Origin of the sequence: Heyndrickxia sp. FSL K6-6286, assembly GCF_038630395.1 — a bacterium.
Taxonomy (GTDB): Bacteria; Bacillota; Bacilli; order Bacillales; family Bacillaceae_C; genus Heyndrickxia; species Heyndrickxia oleronia.
In genome coordinates, this window is sequence record NZ_CP152029.1 from 4347952 (window position 1) to 4368226 (window position 20275).

Genomic DNA, 20275 nt, shown 5'->3' on the forward strand with positions numbered 1-20275 from the left:
TTAAATCTTAACAAATGATAAGCATACTATCTCTAAAAGGAGCTGATCATATGAATTTCACGATTGAAAACGAAAAAATAACTGGATTATTAAAGTTTGGAAATATACCTATATCACCAAATGACGAGCAAGGCTTTCGACCATATGAATTGTTCATCTCTTCATTGGTTGGATGTAGTGGGACATTACTTAGCAATATCCTTCAAAAAAAACGAATTGCAACTAAAAGTATTGAGATAAAAGTTGATTCTGTAAGAAATCCTGCTAAAGCCAATCGAATTGAACAAATATCGATCAAAGCAAATGTTTTTTCTAATAAAGGGTTAACAGAGCAACAATCAAATAAATTATCTGAACTTGTAATTGGAAATTGTGGCATGATTCAATCAGTCCTCGGTAGTATCGATATTACTTTAGAAATTACTTTCTCAACGGAAATTTAAGCAGTGATGTATATTGAAATTGGACACCGTTCCATTCCAGTTATATGGATTGCTATTCTATTAGCTTGTTTTCTAACCGCTTTAATTTATCGTATCGTTAGGAAGACAAGCATCCACTCGTGGTACTGGAACGGTTTTTTTATCTATTTGGTCACTTGGAAGCTTAGCTATATTCTTTTCAATTTCAAGATTTTCCTTAAAAGCCCGTTGTCCCTCTTATTTTTTGGAGGTGGATCATTAGGACATATCTTCGCCATTACCGTATTATGCCTATATTTAGTCATTGTTTCAAAAAGAGAAACCTCAACTTTTAGTAACAATGCACCTTTAGAAATCTTATTGTTTTTTATTCTATATGAAACATGTATTCAATATTTCATAAACGGTATACTTGCTTTTCTAATTCAACTATTTCTATTAGCGGGAATTATAGTTTACTATGCTATGAGTGTAAACAGAAATAAGCAGATTCCATTCCAAATGTATGTAGTTATCATTCTATTGGAGTTTTGTCTAATTAGCATTTTTCATCCACTTTTTTCCACAGAAACAATAACCTTCACTTGGATATTTATTCTCATTAGTATCCTAGCGAAGAAAGAGGAGGTAACAAACCCTTGAAGAAAAATATCATTTCAATAGTCATTCTCCTTTTAGCTATTTCAATAATCGTCATCAACCTATGGGAACCAATAAAAACCCGTGGTGACAAAGTAAATCCAAAGCCAAACATAGAGGAATCCATTTTAGAAGGTTCTCTTAAAAAGACTAATTCATCTTCACTTCAAGAAGGGGATTCTGCACCTGATTTCGAATTAACTACTTTGACAGGAAGAAAAGCCAACCTATCCGATTTTAAAGGAAAAAAAATCATCTTGAACTTCTGGGCATCATGGTGTCCCCCATGTGTCGCTGAAATGCCCCATATGCAAAAATTTTATGAAAAAAACAAAGATAACGGAATAGAGATTGTGGCTGTTAATTTAACTAGTATGGAGAAAAAGATTCAGGATGTGAAGGATTTTTCAAATAAATATAAGCTCTCATTCCCTATCTTGCTTGATGAAAAAGGAGAAATTGGCTCTAAATTTCAAGCCTTTGGTATTCCAACAAGTTACATTGTTGATTCTAAGGGAATCATACGAAAAAAAATTGTAGGTCCTATGGATGAAGGAATGATAAAGAAATTAATCGATGAAACTTAAATAAAACATCATATAAATAGGAGGAAATTCCTTAAATCTAGCGAATAGTATAATTTAATTTCTTATATTGAGGGGTGGGTATATGCAAGAAAAAATAAAAGCAAAAATAGAAAGTTCTCTTACGGTTTTACTCGTATCAGATTTAAAAAAATCGAAGGACTATTATCAACATGCACTTGGTTGTGAAGTAACCGAATTTTGGGCTGTTCGAGATGATTTCGGATTAGGTTTTAAATTAATTCAGGCAGAAGATATTCATGATGTCAAGCCAAATAAGGGAACTTGGAATACATATGCTTATGTTGAGGATTTCTCCTCCATCGATGCTTTGTATGACGAGTTTAAATCAAACGGAGCCATTGTAAACATGGAACCTGAAGTAAGTGAGTTTGATTGGGGTGCTTGGAAGGAATTCTCTATTAAAGACCCAGATGGTTATTCCATTGGTTTTGGAGCAGCAAAAAAATAAGTGCCAGGCAATTGCCTGACACTTTTTTTATATTATGCATTAATGGATTCCTTTGAAAGTGCTTCTTCTACAGTTAGAAAGTCATAACCAAGATCCTTAGCAACAGCTTCATACGTTACATGACCATTCGCTACATTGACACCAGATTTAATCGCAGGATTATCGTTCACTGCTTTTAAGACACCTTTTGTTGCAATTTGTACTGCATAAGGAATGGTTACATTTGTAAGCGCAATAGTTGATGTACGTGGAACCGCACCAGGCATATTTGCAACTGCGTAATGGACAACACCGTGTTTTTCATAAGTTGGATTATCATGTGTTGTAATATGATCAACTGTTTCAAAGTTTCCACCTTGATCAATCGCTACATCAACGATAACCGAACCAGGTTGCATAGATTTAACCATTTCTTCTGTTACAAGTTTTGGAGCTTTTGCACCTGGAATTAATACGGAACCGATGACTAGGTCGGATTCCTTAACAGCTTCTGCAATATTATATGGATTTGACATTAGAGTTTGAACACTTGTACCAAAAATATCCTCTAATTGACGTAAACGCTCTGGATTTAAATCAATGATTGTAACATCGGCACCTAATCCAACTGCAATCTTTGCAGCATTTGTACCTACCATACCTCCACCGATAATCGTTACTTTTCCACGTTTAACACCTGGTACACCACTTAATAGAATTCCTTTTCCACCTTGTGTCTTTTCAAGGAACTGTGCACCAATTTGAGAAGCCATACGACCTGCAACCTCACTCATTGGTGAAAGTAATGGAAGCGTTCGATTAACGGTTACAGTTTCATATGCAATAGCAATTACTTCACTGTCTACTAACGCTTTTGTTAACTCCGGCTCTGCCGCTAAATGGAGATATGTGAATAAGATTAATCCTTTACGGAAATAGTTGTATTCAGATGAAAGTGGTTCTTTTACTTTCATGATCATATCAGATTTCGCCCAAACATCTGAAGCGCTTTCAATTATTTCCGCACCAGCTTGTTTATATTCTTCATTTGTAAAACCGCTACCTAATCCAGCATTGGTTTCAATAATTACTTTATGTCCAGCATTTAATAAATGGACAACACCTGCAGGGGTCATTGCCACACGATTTTCATTATTTTTAATTTCCTTTGGAACACCGATAATCATTTAAAACATCTCCTCAATGATATAAGTCACTTTCCAATTACAGTTCGATTATATGTCTTTTTTGTGAAAATTTCTTTATTTAGAATGAAAAAAATAAGAGCGATGATTTGTGAAATTTCACAAATGACCACTCTTCATTTCCTCAATTTTTAAATCTAAATAAAAAGTAATCTTTTGGTTGGGATCTTTTAAATCCATATCTGCAATTTCCGTAATCCTTTTCAGGCGATAATTCAATGTATTTGTATGAACATGTAATACCTTTGCTGCCTCCTGGACATTATTATCACATTCCAAATAGGCCTTCATCGTTTTCAATAAATTTGATTGGTGCTTATGGTCATATTCTTTTAACTTTTCAATTGCTGAATTTTTATATTGTTCTTTCGTCCTAATATGATAAAGATCATTTAAAAATTGATAAATACCAAGTTCTTGATAACTATAAGTATTCTGTAATTCCTGTGGAAATTGCTCCTTAAGCTCCAGTACTTTAAGCGCTTCTTGATAGCTCTTATTAATTTGCTGAGGTGATTGATAAATTAGTCCGCAGGAACCTTTTACCTTTCCAATTTGCAGTCTTTCATTTATCCGCTCGATAAAGTTATAGATAAAATGTTTTAAATCCTTTATTGTTGCTTCATTTGAATCAAGACGGATCAATTGAATGAGTTGATTCTCATCAAAAACACGACACACAACTTGAACATTCTGTAAAGTTTCTGTCAAATAATAAGAATGCTTTTCAATCTTTTGATTGACTTCTTTATCAAATTCAATAATCACAACTGCCAAACTACCATCAAGCTTCATTCCAAATCGATCTGCCTCGCGCTTTATGTCATTTAATTTATTGTTATGGCCTGTTAATAGCTTCCAAAAGAAGTCTTGGTTATCTTCCTCTACTTTTCGTCTTTTTAACTGGTGTTGGAGCAATTGATTTTTCACTATTTTCGCTGCTTCTTTAAGCAAGAGTAATTTTTCTTCACCAAATTTCTCATCATCTGTTTGTGCCCATATAAACCCTAATACTTCATTATTTTTGCGGACAGAAACAGCAATCCGATTACCTAATCCTACTTTCTCAATTGCTGGTATAACTACCGGTGCATCACTTTCAAATAACTTCGGCATAACACCATTCTTCCAAAGAGTATTAATCACATTTTCTGGTACTCTCCTTCTAATAATAGTGGCTATTCTTGCAGCATCTACATTTTCCTCATGTTTACTATAAGCAATGATTCGATGATTAGAATCTTCAATTGTAATTGGGCAATTTAACATTTCCCCAATTTTATCTGCCAAACCCTCTAAAGAATCAAAGTCATCGTTAAGAAATGGAGAATGATTCATACTGATTCCCCCTTCGTAAATATAATCTTTATTTTATCACAATTTCACCCGTTTGTGCATTTACACAAAAATGTAGATATATTTTTTATAAATACTACAAATAAAGTCGAAAGTAGTTTATACTATTTTAAAATAGTTTAATATACAAATGTTGTAAACGATTACAAAAAAGTATTTTCAAAATAGTATTATTATAGTAGAATGCCAGTATATTATTTCAAAAAATATACAATTGTATATTACTCTATCGAGATAATATGTCAGAATTAACAGACTAAACTTTTTGACAACAAAGACTACACTAAGGGGTGGAACAATATGGACAATCAAGAACTTCATCGTGGGCTAGAAGAAAGACATATTACCTTAATGTCACTTGGTGCATGTATCGGGGTAGGTTTATTTCTTGGGTCTGCTCAAACTATTGAATTAGCAGGACCTGCAATATTAATTGCATATGTGATTGCAGGTGCGATGATGTTTATCATCATGAGAGCACTTGGAGAAATGGCTATTCAAAATCCAGTAGCAGGTTCCTTCAGCCGTTACGCTCAGGAGTATTTAGGTCCATTAGCTGGATTTTTAACAGGTTGGAATTATTGGTTTTTATGGGTAGTTACTTGTATGGCTGAAATTACAGCTGTTGGTGTATATATGGATCTTTGGTTTCCAGATGTCCCTAGATGGATCTGGGCATTGGCTGCCTTAGTAATAATGACTCTTGTAAATTTAATTACTGTCAAAGCATACGGAGAATTTGAATTTTGGTTCGCTCTAATTAAGATTGTTGCCATTATTGCGATGATCGTTATTGGTTTAATGATTATCTTATTTGGTTTCGGGAATGGTGGAATTGCGACAGGAATTAGTAATCTTTGGAGGCATGGAGGATTTGCTCCAAATGGGATTAAAGGAATTCTAATGTCCTTGCAGATGGTTATGTTTGCCTATCTAGGCATTGAAATGCTTGGGGTAACTGCAGGGGAAGCGAAAAACCCCGAAAAAACAATTTCCCGAGCTGTTAATAGCGTATTTTGGCGTATTCTAATCTTTTATGTAGGGGCATTGTTTGTCATTATGTCCATTTATCCTTGGAATGAAATTGGAACATCCGGAAGCCCGTTTGTTATGACATTTGAAAAAATTGGGATTCGCCAAGCAGCAGGAATTATTAATTTTGTTGTTTTAACAGCTGCATTATCTAGCTGTAATAGTGGGATTTTTAGTACAGGCCGTATGTTATTTAATTTAGCAGAGCAAAACCAGGCACCTACCTCATTGAAAAAAGTAAGTAAAAGTGGTGTACCATCCTTAGCTATTATTCTATCAGCGGCTGCATTGCTTATAGGGGTTATTTTAAATTATTTAGTACCAGAAAAGGTATTTACCTGGGTAACAAGTATCTCAACCTTTGGAGCAATATGGACATGGGCAATGATTCTCTTATCCCAGCTTAAGTATAGAAAAAATTTATCTGCAGAAGAAAAAGCGAAGATAAAATTTAAAGCTCCGTTTTGGCCGTACGGATCCTATATTGCCTTAGCCTTTCTTATTATGGTTGTCATACTTATGGGATTCTTCCCTGATACACGAATAGCACTAATTGTTGGACCATTATGGTTACTCCTATTAGTCGCGGTTTATTACGGAAAAGGAATGAACAAACAATAATATAGATTATCAGGCACCAATTACACAATATAGTAAAATGAATATTTAAAAATGGGTAAATGGTGCCTGACAACATAATAGCTTATATAAATTTAGCTACTTCTTCTAATGGCATTCTTGTTGTATTAAATGCAGGTCCAGCTGCTTTGCCTAAGGAAATTAAAACAATTGGAATATAGCGATCTGAAATATTAAATCTTTGTATAAATTTCTCCTTATCGAATCCTCCCATTGTAACCGTATCGTATCCTTTTGACTTTGCTATCAACATTAACTGCATAGATACTAACCCGGCATCGAATGAAGCAATATTTTTTCTAGCTTCAACAGATGCATATGGATACGTATTATTGGTATTATTAATAATTCGATTCATATTTTCTTCATCAATAAATCCTGCATCGAATCCGCTTTTATATATTTTTTCTACATTTTTATATGCATCAACATCACCTAGTACTGCGATAACTGCTGAAGAGGTTTCTACTTGTTCCTGATTGTTGGCAATTTGTCTTAATTCTCTTTTTGTTTTCTGATCAGTAATAACTAGGAAGCGCCAAGATTGAAGATTACTTGAAGAAGGAGCAAGAATGGCTTCATTTAGAATCTCTTCTATTTCTTCTCTCGAAATTTTATACTCTGGATCATAAATCCTGACTGATTTTCGTTCTTTTATAACAGTTGATAAACTTTTCTCAGATGTCTTTAACATGCTTACATCCTCCTATCCATTTTTCAGCTTACTTTTAGTAAGTTGAAATTAGCTTACTATTAGTAAGCTCAAAAGTCAAATATAATGACTCCTTATGATAAAATAAAAGAAGGGAAGGAGGAGTCCTTAATGAATGAATCAAATCACGATAATTGCTTACAAAATAAGTTAAAATCTCAACATATTTGTGATAATTTCCACGGGGCTATAGAATTTATTGGGAGACGTTGGATGGGACTTATCATTTATAACTTATTAAATGGACCAAAGCGCTATTATGAACTTCTTGAGGAAATTCCTGGTATCTCTGATCGTTTACTTACTGAACGTCTTAAAGAATTAGAAAATGAAGGACTTGTGGAAAAAAGAATTCTCACCTCTTCTCCAAGAAAAGTCGAATATTTGTTAACAGAAGCCGGGAAAAGCTTAGAAGCAGTACTTTTTTCACTATTAAAATGGGTAAAAGACAATAAAAAGCTAAAAAGTTAATATACTCACAAAAATTATGGGGATGCCTTTTTAGACATCCCCATTTCATTATCGTTATTATAAATAAAAGGCATTACCACAAGCATGTCCCATAAAGGAATTGCCATGATAATGCCTAATTGTCACCTTTCATCCTTACTAGAAATGAAAGGATTCAGCACCCAAAAGAGAGCATTTATATCTCATGTTAAAACAGTACATATTGTATCGATTATGCTTTCAGGAAAATTACACTACTTATCCAAAATTTATTCAGGTCAGTTCCTATAAAATTTCTTCATTTCCTTTTGAAGGTTCGTCTTCCCATGATTCTACATTTTTTAATCCTTTAATACTTGAAGCATAGAATACAGGATTTTTCCCTTGTGCTTTCTGCTTTTTATAATCTGCTAATGCAGAGAAAGCGATTTTACCTAATAATGCAATAGCAATTAAATTCGTTATGGCCATCAGAGCCATAAACAAATCAGCTAAACTCCATACAAAATCTAGCGAAGCTAAAGAACCAAAGGCAACCATTGCAACAACAGCAATTCGGTAAATATTTAACCATAGTTTACTATTCTTTATAAATTCAATGTTCGATTCTCCATAATAATAATTTCCAACAACCGAACTAAACGCAAACAATAAAACAATAATAGCTAAGAAAATACTAGCCCATGTACCTAGACCAGTTTCTAGCGCCTTTTGAGTTAGTACAATACCATCAGATTCCTTTGAATTATATAATCCTGATAATAAAATAATAAATGCCGTACTGCTACAAATCACTAATGTATCCACAAATACACCTAGTGACTGAATAAGCCCTTGTTTAACAGGGTGACTGACATCAGCGGTAGCAGCAGCATTCGGCGCACTCCCCATACCCGCTTCATTTGAAAATAATCCCCTCTTAATTCCTTCCATCATTGCAGCACCTATAGCACCACCAGCAATTTCTTTTATTCCAAAAGCACTTTCAAAAATTAATTTAAATATACCAGGTATTTCTGTAATATTAGTTACCATTATAAATAGTGCAATTAAAATATATGCTCCTGCCATTACAGGTACCATTAATTCAGCAACTCTTGCTATCCGTTTAATTCCTCCAAAAATGATCACAGCAGTAACGAGAGCTAACACAATCGCAATGACAATCTTATTAATTCCAAAAGATTGGTGAAATGCACTAGTTATTGTATTGGCCTGAACTGAATTAAAGGCTAGTCCAAATGTCAGTGAAATTAATATCGCAAAGAAAATTCCCATCCATCGAGCATTTAGGGCTTTTTCCATATAATAGGCAGGACCTCCACGAAATGTATCCCCATCTTTTACTTTATAAATTTGAGCTAAGGTACTTTCCACAAATGCTGATGCTGATCCGATCAAAGCAATCAGCCACATCCAAAAAACAGCACCCGGACCTCCAGTTGTAATGGCGATTGCAACACCTGCAAGGTTACCTGTTCCTACACGTGAGGCGGTACTAATACAAAATGCTTGAAAGGATGAGACCCCTTTTTTATCGTCCTTTGCCCCCTCACCTAGTAGGCGGAACATTTCTCCTATCATTCTAAACTGTACAAATTTCGTTCGAAAAGTAAAATATAGTCCAAGTCCTATTAATAATATAATGAGGATATAGGACCACAGGATCGTATTTACTCCCCCAACCATGCTTTCTAAAATTTTCAACTTTCCATCACCTTCTTTTCTAAGATGCTCACTAAATTCTAATCTACCAAAGATTTATTACCAGGACAATACAATTTACAATTACCTAAAAGTGATGGTAGTGCTACAATCTCCCATGGATTTGAAAAAAGCCAATATAATTATTGGCTTTGTCATTAAAAGATCAATTTATTTCACTTTAAGTTGCCTTACATATATTGCCTGTGAGGCATTTTTTTGTATGCAGCCTTCTAAATCCTGTTCCTTAATTAATCCTAAATTTAATGCTGACCTTATTTTCACTTCATCCGGTTTTTTCTTAATAAGACCCTGCATATTAAGCTCTTCTAGCCTTTTGACTGTTATGTCCTGATCAAACTTCTCAGATATTCTAATTTGTCTTAGTAAGTGGTAATCGCCTATTTTTATTTCTCCTTTTACATTTTCACCAACGGAAGTATCAAAATACTGATTGAATGCTTTTTTCAACTTTTCTAATTGCGTCTCAACTTCTTTTTTCTTTCGGTTCAATTCGTCATAGTGCACAAGCATGTCCCTAGTAATTAAATAATCCATATCATGATTCAACAGCTATCCCTCCATTCCTATTGTCAGTATTCATACTTATTTTAGGATCAGGTGAGATATTCCAACTTTAAGTATTCATTTATATTAACTGATTTTAATGGTAAAATAATGGTAGGTACAAAAAATACTTTGGAGAAAGAAGGCACTTGGTATGAAGGTAAAAGACTTCATGATTCAAGATGTAATTTCTGTTAAAGAAGACGACAGCATTAAACATTTACTAAATACTCTTGTCGAAAATAAAATTGGTGGAGTACCAGTTGTAAACGGTAATGGGAAGCTTGTCGGAATGATTAGTGATGGTGATGTGTTAAGAAATATACAACCAAAGGATATGGTGGTATATGATTATTTTAATTTAATGGCTTACACATATCAAAAAGGAAATCTTGAAAAAGTATTATCACAGTTAAAAGATCAACCTTTAATTAAAATTGCCAAAAAGCATGGCCTTATTACTGTTAAAGAAGACGATGATATGGATAAGGCATTGAAACTGTTAGCTAAACACCATTTCAAAAAAATTCCGGTTGTTGATCAGAACCAAAAAGTTGTCGGAGTCATCAGTCGCGGAGATATTATTCGTACCATTCAAAAAAATATTCTCCAATCTCTATAATTCTTTTGTACACATTATACATTCGAATAGCTTATTATTTATTAGATAAAAAAATGGAGGACGTCTATTATAGGCATCCTCCATCTCACTTTTAAAAACCTTGCTAAAACGGCTTCAAAATCATCAGTACTATGATAATAAGAAAAATGATATTTAAAATTCTTTCATAACGAAATAGTTCCCTAGATAAAGTTTCGTATTCCTTAGGAACATCTTCCCCTTTATGCGATTGCAATAATTCCTTAATTGGCTTAGATTTTGGTGATAAGACAAAGGGACCCATCGCAAGTCCAGTGAGAAATAATACCAAGCTTGTTACATACCACCCCATTTTAAACAAATAAGGATGAATGAACCCCATTAATAATCCAGTGATTAAAAGTAGTGTTCCACCGATCATGACGAAAATATGCAAATCTCTTCTAATTCTAAAAGCTTGCCTTATTTCAGTCATCGAATTCGCCAATTTTGCGATTCTAGTTAAAATAAATCCAGGTCCCATTCCAAGTATTGCAGAAAAAATATGTATAAAAACGAGGATGGAATAAAAAGTAAACAATCTGGTTCCCCTCCGTTTAGCTGTAAATCCTATTATATATCAATTCTAAAAGTACTATTGAAAACATGCTACTTTGAACAAAAAAATATTTGGTATGCCCCTTTCCCTTATTTTTGATCTGGAGAATTGATCATAATAGCAGCTACTTGTTTCAAGCGATTATAAAAAAATTCACCAACTGGATATGAATCTAAGCCAACCTCTTCAAATGCCTCTTTCATACATCGAAGCCAGCATTCCGCTCTTCTTGGCGTAATTTCAAATGGGTGATGGCGCTGTCTCATTGCTGGAGGTCCAAATTCCTGACTGTAAAGAGCAGGTCCACCAAGAAATTGCGTCAAAAACATCCGCTGTTTCCGCATAATTTCATTCATATCGCCTTGAAACAATGGACTTAAATCAGGATCGGCATAAACTTTTGGATAAAATGCATTAACAAGTTCTTCAATCTTTTCTCCGCCAATTTGATCATATAAATTTTGTAATCGTGGATCAGGCATTTTGCTTCCCTCCCATTAATTGCTTAATCTATTATACCCTTAGATTTTATTAGAATCTGTAATATTCATCACATCAATCCGTAGAATTTATCAATTAACCTATATAAACAGCATATTACGCTTTGTAGCTTTAACGTTGTTTCGATTAAATTCATTCAATTCACTATTCATAAAAAAAGGCACCGTAATATCGGTGTCATAATTTATTGAAATTATTTAATTAGCTAAAACGATTAAGTTTTTTCCGCCTTGTTTAGCTGTATATAATGCTTGATCAGCAGATTTTTTTAAAGAATCAACGGTTAAACCGTGTAAAGGATATGTAGCAACACCAGAACTTATGGACACAGTTATTTCTACCTGTCCAATATAAATCGCATGAAGAGAGAGATACTCCTTAAGTCTATCAAACATATCTTCTAAATCATCTCGATCATTGGAATGAATTATCACCATGAACTCATCGCCAGCATATCGATAGCCTTCGATTCCTTCTCCACTAATGCTTTTGATACCATTGGCAAGTGATTTCAAATACTGATCACCAATATCATGCCCATATTGGTCATTAACCTGTTTCAAATTATCTGAATCTAGCATTACTAAAGTAATTTCTTGCGTTCCCTTACTAATTAGATTCGATAAGTCATTATGAAAAGCCCGATGGTTTTTTAATCCAGTTAGTTCATCCGTTTGAGAAATGGTATAAATTTTTTCATATAGATTAGCTGTTTCAATTGAATTAATAACCTGTGTACCAATAATTTGTAGAAGTTCTTCATGCTCTTTTCGATAAGCAAAATCTGCATAGGATTGTGCTGAAATGACTCCTTTTACGTGATCATCAATGATAAGGGGAACAAAAAGACAAGAATTGGTGTCTTTTTCTACCTCTCCATATCTGGTTTCAAATTCTAACGATTGATTACTTCCCTTTAGGTGAATAATTTCTCTCGTTCGAATCACTTTAGAAGTAAAATTTTCTCCATATTCAGTTTGGAATGAAGGGGCAATCTCACCGCCATCAACAACAAAAGTAAATTGAATATTTGTTTCCCCTTCATTATATAAAGCAATATAAAAAGAATCCGTCGGCATAACTTGCGATACCATTTCATACGCCTTTTTAAGGAGAACAGTAACGTCCAAAGTCTTACTGCATATTTGTGCAAATTCGTGGAGGATTTTATAATTCTTATTCATCCAGTGCATATTTTCTATTTGTCCATGGATGGTTTGTAACTGGTTGAAGATCGTTTGAACCATTGGCGTTTGATATTGAGGCTTAGCCGTTAATTCTTTTATATCTTCTAATAAATTGCCTTCATTTGAAATGAATACATTCAGTAACTTACTAATCATGTCCAAAATTTGTTGATCTTCATTATTTTGTTTTTCCGTTTTCACTTAGAACACTTCCAAACTATCATAAAGGTATTTTTTAATGGTAAAAAAAAATTAATCATCTATCGATTAATCATTTAATCATACATTTTCAATAACTGGCTGGCATAATCCTATGATGTTAGCCCCTATAGCTTTGCGTCTTCATTTTTCAATGAATTTGCCTTTTAATTCTCATATACCATCACCAAAATACTTAAAGTAAAACTATTTCATTCATATTATATAGTTCTTTTTTACTATGGTCAATATTTTCAGAATTGAATTGAAAATAAAAAAAAGAAGGTATCGATTAGATTTTAATCTCTATACCTTCTATTATAAGACTCTTTTTTCTAACTACAAATACAGCCTATAAAGAATGAAATATAATCCTTCATTAAGCCTGTCCAGCCCGAACAATTTATACTGTAATATGATCCAATAACAGTTTTACATTCACTGTCAATTCATGCTGTTTCTGAACACCTTCCTCTACCTCTTTAATGGCTAAGGAAACTTCAGAAACATTCTCTAGAACTTCTTCTGCACCAGATGCTGATTGTTGAGTTGTGGCAGAAATATTATGAATGGCTTTATTTACCTCTGTTATTGCAGATGCCATTTCACCTGATGAACTAGCAATATCAACAGACATTTGCTTAATAAATTCAGCATCTTTTTCGTATTGTATACCAATTTGTATAAATTTCTCGTAATCAGGTAAAACCTCGCTATCCATATAGTGCAAAACATCCTTTGAATTATCTGTTAAATTAACAAAAGCTTGTTGAACTTTACTAGTAACATTACGGATATTTTCTACTGACTTGGAAGATTGCTCAGCTAATTTTCGTATTTCCTCAGCAACAACTGAAAATCCTTTACCAGCCTCTCCAGCTCGTGCTGCTTCTATAGAAGCATTTAATGCTAATAAATTGGTTTGCTCTGCAATACCACCAATTGTATCCGCTAGTATTGTAATTTCTTCTACTACTTTTGATTCTTCCATAGCTTTCATTATTTTTTCTTCTTTTTCGATAAATATCTTTTCTGAAGTTTGTACTGAATGAGTCGCATCCTCTCTCACTTTAGCCGCACGAACCTGAATTTCCTCAGCTAACTTCCCTGCGTCCTTTGCTTTATCTGCCAATTTATTCGTCGAAGTTTCGATATCCTCAATTGATGCACTTACTTGTTGATTGGTTGCACTTAGCTCCAATGCTCCCTGAGTCATTTCATCGATCGTATCTTTTACATCTTGAATAATATAAGTAAGCTCTGTAGCTGTTGCTAATAATTCATCTGAATGACTGTCTACATCAGAAATGCCATTTTTCATATTTACAACAAGCTTTCTCATATTGTTTGTAGCCGTGTATAAATTATGGGAGATATGGTCTAAGCTTTCTTTATTCTTCTTTTTCTCCAACGAGGTTAGATCTCCTAAAACTAGTCTTTGCGACAGTTCACCCATAACAATCCACTTTTTCTTTAAGCGAAGAGAGGATAATATTGTAACCCCTATTAAAAGGATAACCCCGATAATTACTGCACTAATTTGTAGCATTTGATTTTTTGTAAAAAAGCTTCCAATGATGATTAAACCAATTAATACAGATGGAAGTATAGATGTCATTACTAAGCTTGGAATAATATTTACTTTTTCCTTATTTTTACTCATCCTAATTCTCCTAATGTAATATGATGATTAATTGATTGATCTATGACTCAATATTTAAATAACATTGCTGAAGCAGAGGATCCCGCACCTACCGACCAAAACACAACATAATCACCTTTTTTCACCTGTTCAGTCCGTACAGCATATTCAAAAGCCATAAAGGGACTTGCCGAACCCGTGTAACCATATTTCGTCCCTACCACAGGAAACTTCTTACGATCTTCATTAAACATTTCCTGTATTTTATAGATATTCTTTCTCGAAATTTGTGAAAAACAAAAAGCTTGTATATCACTGGTCGTTAGGTTATTTCTATTTAATAGCTTTTCTATAAGCTCAACAGTGGACTTAAAGGCATTATCATTATTAACGTTTTCCCATTTCACTCTTTTTTCATAATCAGAAATGTTCTGATCTTTCAGATTGGAAACTCCACATGCTGGAAGTATGATTTTGTCAATTGATTCAGTATTCACTTTATATGCAGAATCGATAAATCCTTGATTGGTTTCTTCTTGTTTTTCAAGCAATACAGCTGATGCCCCATCTCCAAAGCTTGAATAAGTAACCGCTTCCTCCTCCCATGCATATCGAAGGAGTTGCTCAGAGGCTACAACCAATGCTCGATGAATATGTGGATTAGCTAGCATACTTCTACTTACTTGTTCAACTGCGACAATCATTCCAACACAGGCTGCATTCATATCATAAACAATTGCTTCTTCTTTTCCCTCTAATGCACGATGTATAGCAACTGCACTGGGTGGCGCAAAATACTCAGGTGTACTAGATACAAAAACAATCATGTCCAAATCTTGACCAGTGTACTTAGCTTTATTTAACACATTTTTTGAAGCCTCGATTGCCATTGTTAAAGTGTTTTCTTTCGAATAATCCGCTACATATCTATTTTCTCTTCCAAGTGCTTGAAGTAAATTATGTATATCCTTTCCTTGTTCCTGAAAGTGATTAATATAGAAATCATTATTTATTGCATTATTTGGATGATAAATAGCTACATCTTTTAGAGTAATACTGGTTGTCATTTTTTTCTCCTTATTATCAAAAACATCTAGTATTTTTTATAAGATTTATAGATTGGCTGATATATGTAGTGCTTCTTGTAAACTTGGAATAAATTCTCCAGTAAATTGAACATTTTTTGCCACTCTTTTTACTTGTAAACGTGGTGTTACTCTTTGTGGATTTACAACTAACACTTTTTTAAAACCAAGGCTCATGTAAAGAGCATAGCTTTTTTCCAATAGAGGTAATATTTCTGGTTTAAATGTTTTTAGATGGGTCCCATCCGCGATAAGCGTATAATTGTTCACATCAATGGTTGATACCTCATTTTTTAACTTTCCAACAAAATCCGCCGCTCTATCAACTTCAGCAAAGCCTTCTATTGTAATGACAAAAGCTTTATTTCTTGAATCTGTTTGAAACAATGGCATCTGTTTAAACTCCTTTTTGAAATTAAAAGTATTTTAATTTTCATATAACAAAATATTATATTTATCTACCTTATTATCGGTATAATTTCCAATTTTTTTATAGTTTATTAGACTTTTAGCCTATTCTAAACAAAAAAGCATGATCATTTGGTTGTTCTGCATGAAAAACATGATACGTTTAGTACCCCTACTATATATAAAGCATGTCTCATCATTTACTAGCATAGTATTTAATGATTGGACAAAATTGCTCCATTTCACCTACAGTGTTGGAGGGTTAAATGTGGAAAAAATTTTTCAATTAGCTTTGCTAAATGTAATAAATGATATTGATAATATTTTAATTATTGCTGCATTATTAAGAAAAAATTTATATGAACAACATCCAAGAGCACTTTTTATTGTTAAAGTATTAGCAGTTTGTATGTTGACTCTTAGTAGAACATTTTATGTATCTATTATTCAAACTCTTAGTGAACTACCTGGACTCCATTTACTTACGGGATTAATTATTCTTTGGATCGGTTTTCGCTTAGTGATGAATGTAGGACAAGATGAGGATAATCGCTGGTTTTCTTTTGGTGCTAGTGCTCCTTTAATTCCTATTCATAAAATGTTATTTATCATTTTATTAACTGATTTTGTTATCTCCTTTGACACTGTTTTTATTATGGCCGAAATGACGAATAATATTTTCCAAGCATTACTAGGTCTATTCATTAGTTTAGTCATCGCATTCTCATTACTCCCACTACTAACCCGAATGATTAACACATTTTATTGGATTCAAATTATCGCAGGTGCACTTTTAGTGCACATAAGTATTCTTGCAATAGCAAAAGATGCCCTTTTACAGAAAATCCTGAATCACTTCTTTCAAGTTATTAACATCATAAATGTAGATAAAATGACTCTGATTCTTGCTTTTGATTGTATGATTATCGTTCTACTTATTGGGCTAAATCGACTGAGAAAACGAACCAAGTGAATACTTTCAAATAAATATTTAATAAAGGAAAGGGTGTCTATTCTAATAAACACCCCCTTACTTATTTTACATTCTGGTCTTCCTGTTTATATTCTAAGCTTTTTACTTTATTGTTCTTCTGTAATTCTAGTCTTACGATTTTACCTTTTATTTGTTTAGACGGAAGCTTTCCCTTTATCTTATAGTCTCGGGATTTCAAATAAGTCTTATCTCCATTTTTCACTTGTATTGTTAAGTCCTTATCTGTTTCTGAAATGTAATTCCCAATGATTTTTGTTTCATCAACATTTTTCTCATATACCCCATCACGATCTGCTTTTGCCAACGCTGTTAGCTCCATCTCTTCTGCTTGTTGATTTTGATTTCCTATCTCTACTTTTACAAGCTGATTTTTCAAATTATTATGTGAGCCTTTAACCGCAAAGGACTTACTTTTTGGAATCAAGACCTCTTTTCCGTTAATATTTATGTTAATTTGGTCATCGCTTTCTTCAATTAATCTACCTACTAAATCAAAGTCTTGATTAGAATCTTTATCTGGATCTTGTGAGTATTGTTTTAAATCCTGCTGGGCTTGCTTATGAGTGTGATCACTAGAATCACTATTATCCTTTCGACTTTTTTCAGTTGAACAGGCGAATAAACCAAATGATAATAAACAAATAAGCACTATCATCTTTATTCTCATTATCTTATCTCCCTTATCAATTGTTTAGGCTCTATTCTCAAACATTGTTGCTATTTAAGTAAAATTATAACGAATAAATATCGACTGAGGATCACTAACGTTTCATTTTATTGAGAAAATAGCTGCATTCTCCATTGTTTATATTCGTATTATTCCTTTAGACAATAAGTTTAAACAAAAAATTGGAAATAATTATAAGGTATATCCAGAGATTGAATCGAAAATAAGGAAAGTCCTAAATGTGGTAAAGTATGATGACTAAGCAATATCCTCAATAATTACTTCTATCAAAAGAGAATCATCAATATCGTTGGAGCATTCTTTCATATAAAAAAGTATATTAAAAATAAAGACAGGACAGTCCTCTAGCTTTGAATAAGCGAAAGAACTGTCCCTTGAAAATTAAATTTTAAAACTAGACACAGCATTTTCAAGTTCCATAGCCATAGAAGATAACTCTTGACTTGAGGAAGCAATTTCTTCAAGAGTAGCAGTCTGCTCTTCCGCAGCAGCAGCTACATTTTCAAAGCTTTCTTGAGTTGAATGGGCAACCGCATCTACATCTTGAATAATGTCGACTACTTGTTTTGTTTCTGATGATAACTGCTGAATTGATGAAGAAATAGCTATCATTTGTTGAGAGACACGAGATACGATAGAAGTTATTTCGTTAAAGGTTTCCCCTGTAGTTTGAACAACCTCTGATCCTTTATTCACCTCATGAGTTCCCTTATTAATTGAGTTTACAGCTGTATCTGTATCTATCTGAATTTCCTTGATTAATTCCCCAATTTGACCTGCTGCTTGGTTAGATTGTTCAGCAAGCTTTTTGACTTCATTTGCAACAACAGAGAAGCCTTTTCCATGCTCTCCTGCTCGCGCCGCTTCTATTGAAGCATTTAGAGCCAGTAAGTTGGTTTGGTTGGATATTTCAGAAATGGCATCTACAATCTGGCCAATCTCATTTGAGCGTTCACCTAGTTTTGCAATGATAGTCGCTGCATTATTTACCGTTTCTTTAATGGTTTCCATCTGAGTCATCGCAGAATGAACCGATTCTTCTCCAAGCTTTGCTTTTTGAACAGCGTCTTCGGAACGTTTCGCTACCTCATCTGAATCAGAAGAAATTTCTTGGAAGGTATTAGACATTCTAACAACAGTTTCTGCGGCTTTTTTTGTACTATCAATTTGCTGCAATGTTCCAGCTGTCACTGAATCAACAGTTCCTGCTACAACTTGAGCGGCCTGTGCCGTTTGATCTGTACTTACATTTAATTGTTCAGATGATGCAGCTACTTGTGATGCATTAACTTGAACAGTTCGAATAAGTCCATTTAAATTATCGAGCATTCCGTTTAAATCACTAGATACTTGACCTAATTCATCTTTTGACCGTATATCTATACGATGGGTCATATCCCCAGCAGCAATCTTTTTAATGATATCAGACATTCCCGAAAGATTTTTCAACATATACTTTAAAAGAATATAAGCAATAGTAATCAGGATCACTATAGCAATAATGAAAAAGATGATGAGTTTGGTACCCATACTTTTTAATGGTTTAAAAACCTCATCTTGCGTAACAGTTGTTGCAACGGACCAACCAGTGGATTCTACTGGTTTATAGCCAATGTAATAATCTTTATCATCAAGCTTTGCTGTTTCAAGGCCAGTTTTCCCAGCAATCATTTTCTTCGCAATCGCTCCGATATCTCCCTTTTGAGTTGTCAACGGCTTGCTCATAATAAGATCCTTATTTGGATGATAAATCACATTGCCATCAGGAGCTAGTAAAATACTGTAACCAGTTTTACCAATTTTATATTGCTCCATTATTGATGGAATGGAATCAAGGAAAAGGTCAACCGCCACAATTCCTGCTGGCTCATTATCTACCTTTACTTCCTTCATTACACTCATAATTACTTTACCGAATACTTGATCCATATATGGTTCCGTGTAATATACACCTTCAGTACTCGTTACTGGTTTATACCATGGTCTTTCTGATAGATCAAAGTCGGTATCTGAAAGAACATTTCCGGTTCCAGTTAAAAAATTTCCTTTTTCACTTGCGACCCAAACCATAGCTATATCTGGGTTCATACTTTTAATATCTTCTAATGATTGATTCATATCCTTGTAATATTTATTTGTCAATGCATCGTCACGTGTTTTTGCTGTCTTTAGGTAGTGGAGCAAAGTTTGATTACTAGTAATCTGATCAACCAGCTGCCCTTTCCCTTCAAAAAAATTATTTACCTTATCTGCAACCGATTTGCTTTCAACGTTTACTTCCTTTTCTATACTTTCAGCCATTATATCTTTTGTATAAACGTTTACAATAACAGCAGTTGCAGAAAGAACAATTGCAATAACTATAAATAAAACAAGGGATACTTTTGTAGAAATGCTACTATGACGTTTCATCTTATCCCTCCGATATCGGTAAAAACTACCTATTACTTCGGAGCTATTGTAACATAGTAGGATATTTATAGTCATTAAGGTAAGTTACAATAAATGATCCTTCATCTTCTCATATAATTTTTGATCATTAATGGATTTTATTGGCCATACAAGTACGAATTTCATTGATTTATTCAATATTCTTGAATAAAATGAAATTC

The 20275-nt window shown here is 33.5% G+C and carries 20 protein-coding genes and 1 riboswitch; of the genes, 7 read left to right on the forward strand and 13 right to left on the reverse strand.

Annotated elements, in window-relative coordinates:
- The first annotated feature begins 50 nt into the window (after positions 1–50).
- From MHI39_RS21990 to MHI39_RS22000, 3 genes are all read left to right on the forward strand, one after another.
- On the forward strand, positions 51–443 hold the full coding sequence (locus MHI39_RS21990; protein WP_342540233.1) for an OsmC family protein: 393 nt from the start codon (positions 51–53) through the stop codon (positions 441–443).
- Between the two features lie 617 nt (positions 444–1060).
- The gene (locus MHI39_RS21995) at positions 1061–1648 is read left to right on the forward strand and encodes a TlpA disulfide reductase family protein (RefSeq protein ID WP_342540234.1); all 588 of its coding nucleotides are present in this window, start codon (positions 1061–1063) and stop codon (positions 1646–1648) included.
- A gap of 82 nt (positions 1649–1730) precedes the next feature.
- The gene (locus MHI39_RS22000; RefSeq protein ID WP_342540235.1) at positions 1731–2117 is read left to right on the forward strand and encodes a VOC family protein; all 387 of its coding nucleotides are present in this window, start codon (positions 1731–1733) and stop codon (positions 2115–2117) included.
- A gap of 32 nt (positions 2118–2149) precedes the next feature.
- Here the strand turns inward: MHI39_RS22000 and ald are convergent, their stop codons facing one another.
- Together ald and MHI39_RS22010 are read right to left on the reverse strand one after the other, a co-directional pair.
- Positions 2150–3283, reverse strand: coding sequence for an alanine dehydrogenase (gene ald, locus MHI39_RS22005; RefSeq protein WP_342540236.1), 1134 nt, complete (start codon positions 3281–3283; stop codon positions 2150–2152).
- A gap of 117 nt (positions 3284–3400) precedes the next feature.
- On the reverse strand, positions 3401–4639 hold the full coding sequence (locus MHI39_RS22010; protein WP_342540237.1) for a helix-turn-helix domain-containing protein: 1239 nt from the start codon (positions 4637–4639) through the stop codon (positions 3401–3403).
- Positions 4640–4957: 318 nt separating this feature from the next.
- Here MHI39_RS22010 and MHI39_RS22015 point away from each other — a divergent pair, with 318 nt between their 5' ends.
- Positions 4958–6310: an amino acid permease gene (locus MHI39_RS22015; protein ID WP_342540238.1), complete on the forward strand. Its 1353-nt coding sequence runs from the start codon at positions 4958–4960 to the stop codon at positions 6308–6310.
- A gap of 82 nt (positions 6311–6392) precedes the next feature.
- On the opposite strand, the gene MHI39_RS22020 is transcribed toward MHI39_RS22015, so the two are convergent.
- Complete coding sequence (locus MHI39_RS22020) at positions 6393–7022, reverse strand: nitroreductase family protein (protein ID WP_342540239.1); 630 nt, start codon at positions 7020–7022, stop codon at positions 6393–6395.
- A gap of 129 nt (positions 7023–7151) precedes the next feature.
- On the opposite strand from MHI39_RS22020, the gene MHI39_RS22025 reads away from it, so the two are divergent.
- Positions 7152–7511, forward strand: a complete 360-nt coding sequence (locus tag MHI39_RS22025) for a helix-turn-helix domain-containing protein (protein WP_342540240.1) — start codon at positions 7152–7154, stop codon at positions 7509–7511.
- A 264-nt stretch (positions 7512–7775) separates the two neighbouring features.
- Here the strand turns inward: MHI39_RS22025 and MHI39_RS22030 are convergent, their stop codons facing one another.
- The gene (locus MHI39_RS22030; protein WP_342540241.1) at positions 7776–9197 is read right to left on the reverse strand and encodes an alanine/glycine:cation symporter family protein; all 1422 of its coding nucleotides are present in this window, start codon (positions 9195–9197) and stop codon (positions 7776–7778) included.
- A gap of 168 nt (positions 9198–9365) precedes the next feature.
- Positions 9366–9764, reverse strand: a complete 399-nt coding sequence (locus MHI39_RS22035; RefSeq protein ID WP_342540242.1) for a hypothetical protein — start codon at positions 9762–9764, stop codon at positions 9366–9368.
- Between the two features lie 151 nt (positions 9765–9915).
- Here MHI39_RS22035 and MHI39_RS22040 point away from each other — a divergent pair, with 151 nt between their 5' ends.
- Complete coding sequence (locus tag MHI39_RS22040) at positions 9916–10383, forward strand: CBS domain-containing protein (RefSeq protein WP_058006392.1); 468 nt, start codon at positions 9916–9918, stop codon at positions 10381–10383.
- Between the two features lie 103 nt (positions 10384–10486).
- Here the strand turns inward: MHI39_RS22040 and MHI39_RS22045 are convergent, their stop codons facing one another.
- The 6 genes from MHI39_RS22045 to MHI39_RS22070 all read right to left on the reverse strand — a co-directional run bounded on the left by MHI39_RS22045 (position 10487) and on the right by MHI39_RS22070 (position 15966).
- Positions 10487–10942 carry a DUF2269 family protein gene (locus tag MHI39_RS22045; protein WP_083498503.1) on the reverse strand — a complete coding sequence of 152 codons (456 nt, stop codon included), beginning with the start codon at positions 10940–10942 and terminating at the stop codon, positions 10487–10489.
- 107 nt (positions 10943–11049) lie between these two features.
- The gene (locus MHI39_RS22050) at positions 11050–11442 is read right to left on the reverse strand and encodes a globin (RefSeq protein WP_180211492.1); all 393 of its coding nucleotides are present in this window, start codon (positions 11440–11442) and stop codon (positions 11050–11052) included.
- 216 nt (positions 11443–11658) lie between these two features.
- Entirely contained in the window at positions 11659–12849 is a 1191-nt protein-coding gene (locus MHI39_RS22055; RefSeq protein ID WP_342540243.1) for a sensor domain-containing diguanylate cyclase, read from the reverse strand.
- Positions 12850–12936: 87 nt separating this feature from the next.
- Positions 12937–13021, reverse strand: a riboswitch (cyclic di-GMP riboswitch).
- 228 nt (positions 13022–13249) lie between these two features.
- The gene (locus MHI39_RS22060; RefSeq protein ID WP_342540244.1) at positions 13250–14509 is read right to left on the reverse strand and encodes a methyl-accepting chemotaxis protein; all 1260 of its coding nucleotides are present in this window, start codon (positions 14507–14509) and stop codon (positions 13250–13252) included.
- Between the two features lie 47 nt (positions 14510–14556).
- Positions 14557–15555, reverse strand: a complete 999-nt coding sequence (locus MHI39_RS22065; RefSeq protein WP_342540245.1) for a 3-oxoacyl-[acyl-carrier-protein] synthase III C-terminal domain-containing protein — start codon at positions 15553–15555, stop codon at positions 14557–14559.
- A 45-nt stretch (positions 15556–15600) separates the two neighbouring features.
- Complete coding sequence (locus tag MHI39_RS22070; RefSeq protein WP_342540246.1) at positions 15601–15966, reverse strand: hypothetical protein; 366 nt, start codon at positions 15964–15966, stop codon at positions 15601–15603.
- Between the two features lie 283 nt (positions 15967–16249).
- Between MHI39_RS22070 and MHI39_RS22075 the strand changes: the two genes are divergently transcribed.
- On the forward strand, positions 16250–16954 hold the full coding sequence (locus MHI39_RS22075) for a hypothetical protein (RefSeq protein WP_342540247.1): 705 nt from the start codon (positions 16250–16252) through the stop codon (positions 16952–16954).
- A gap of 61 nt (positions 16955–17015) precedes the next feature.
- Here the strand turns inward: MHI39_RS22075 and MHI39_RS22080 are convergent, their stop codons facing one another.
- Together MHI39_RS22080 and MHI39_RS22085 are read right to left on the reverse strand one after the other, a co-directional pair.
- Positions 17016–17642 carry a hypothetical protein gene (locus MHI39_RS22080; protein WP_342540248.1) on the reverse strand — a complete coding sequence of 209 codons (627 nt, stop codon included), beginning with the start codon at positions 17640–17642 and terminating at the stop codon, positions 17016–17018.
- A gap of 402 nt (positions 17643–18044) precedes the next feature.
- The gene (locus MHI39_RS22085; protein WP_342540249.1) at positions 18045–20075 is read right to left on the reverse strand and encodes a methyl-accepting chemotaxis protein; all 2031 of its coding nucleotides are present in this window, start codon (positions 20073–20075) and stop codon (positions 18045–18047) included.
- Between the last annotated feature and the right edge of the window lie 200 nt (positions 20076–20275).

What these genes read in the sequence shown, in the direction of transcription:
- MHI39_RS21990 (WP_342540233.1), top strand. Translation starts at nt 51, where the DNA reads ATGAATTTCACGATTGAAAACGAAAAAATAACTGGATTATTAAAGTTT.
- MHI39_RS22000 (WP_342540235.1), top strand. Translation starts at nt 1,731, where the DNA reads ATGCAAGAAAAAATAAAAGCAAAAATAGAAAGTTCTCTTACGGTTTTA.
- ald (WP_342540236.1), bottom strand. Translation starts at nt 3,283, where the DNA reads ATGATTATCGGTGTTCCAAAGGAAATTAAAAATAATGAAAATCGTGTG.
- MHI39_RS22010 (WP_342540237.1), bottom strand. Translation starts at nt 4,639, where the DNA reads ATGAATCATTCTCCATTTCTTAACGATGACTTTGATTCTTTAGAGGGT.
- MHI39_RS22015 (WP_342540238.1), top strand. Translation starts at nt 4,958, where the DNA reads ATGGACAATCAAGAACTTCATCGTGGGCTAGAAGAAAGACATATTACC.
- MHI39_RS22020 (WP_342540239.1), bottom strand. Translation starts at nt 7,022, where the DNA reads ATGTTAAAGACATCTGAGAAAAGTTTATCAACTGTTATAAAAGAACGA.
- MHI39_RS22025 (WP_342540240.1), top strand. Translation starts at nt 7,152, where the DNA reads ATGAATGAATCAAATCACGATAATTGCTTACAAAATAAGTTAAAATCT.
- MHI39_RS22040 (WP_058006392.1), top strand. Translation starts at nt 9,916, where the DNA reads ATGAAGGTAAAAGACTTCATGATTCAAGATGTAATTTCTGTTAAAGAA.
- MHI39_RS22050 (WP_180211492.1), bottom strand. Translation starts at nt 11,442, where the DNA reads ATGCCTGATCCACGATTACAAAATTTATATGATCAAATTGGCGGAGAA.
- MHI39_RS22060 (WP_342540244.1), bottom strand. Translation starts at nt 14,509, where the DNA reads ATGAGTAAAAATAAGGAAAAAGTAAATATTATTCCAAGCTTAGTAATG.
- MHI39_RS22065 (WP_342540245.1), bottom strand. Translation starts at nt 15,555, where the DNA reads ATGACAACCAGTATTACTCTAAAAGATGTAGCTATTTATCATCCAAAT.
- MHI39_RS22070 (WP_342540246.1), bottom strand. Translation starts at nt 15,966, where the DNA reads ATGCCATTGTTTCAAACAGATTCAAGAAATAAAGCTTTTGTCATTACA.
- MHI39_RS22080 (WP_342540248.1), bottom strand. Translation starts at nt 17,642, where the DNA reads ATGAGAATAAAGATGATAGTGCTTATTTGTTTATTATCATTTGGTTTA.
- MHI39_RS22085 (WP_342540249.1), bottom strand. Translation starts at nt 20,075, where the DNA reads ATGAAACGTCATAGTAGCATTTCTACAAAAGTATCCCTTGTTTTATTT.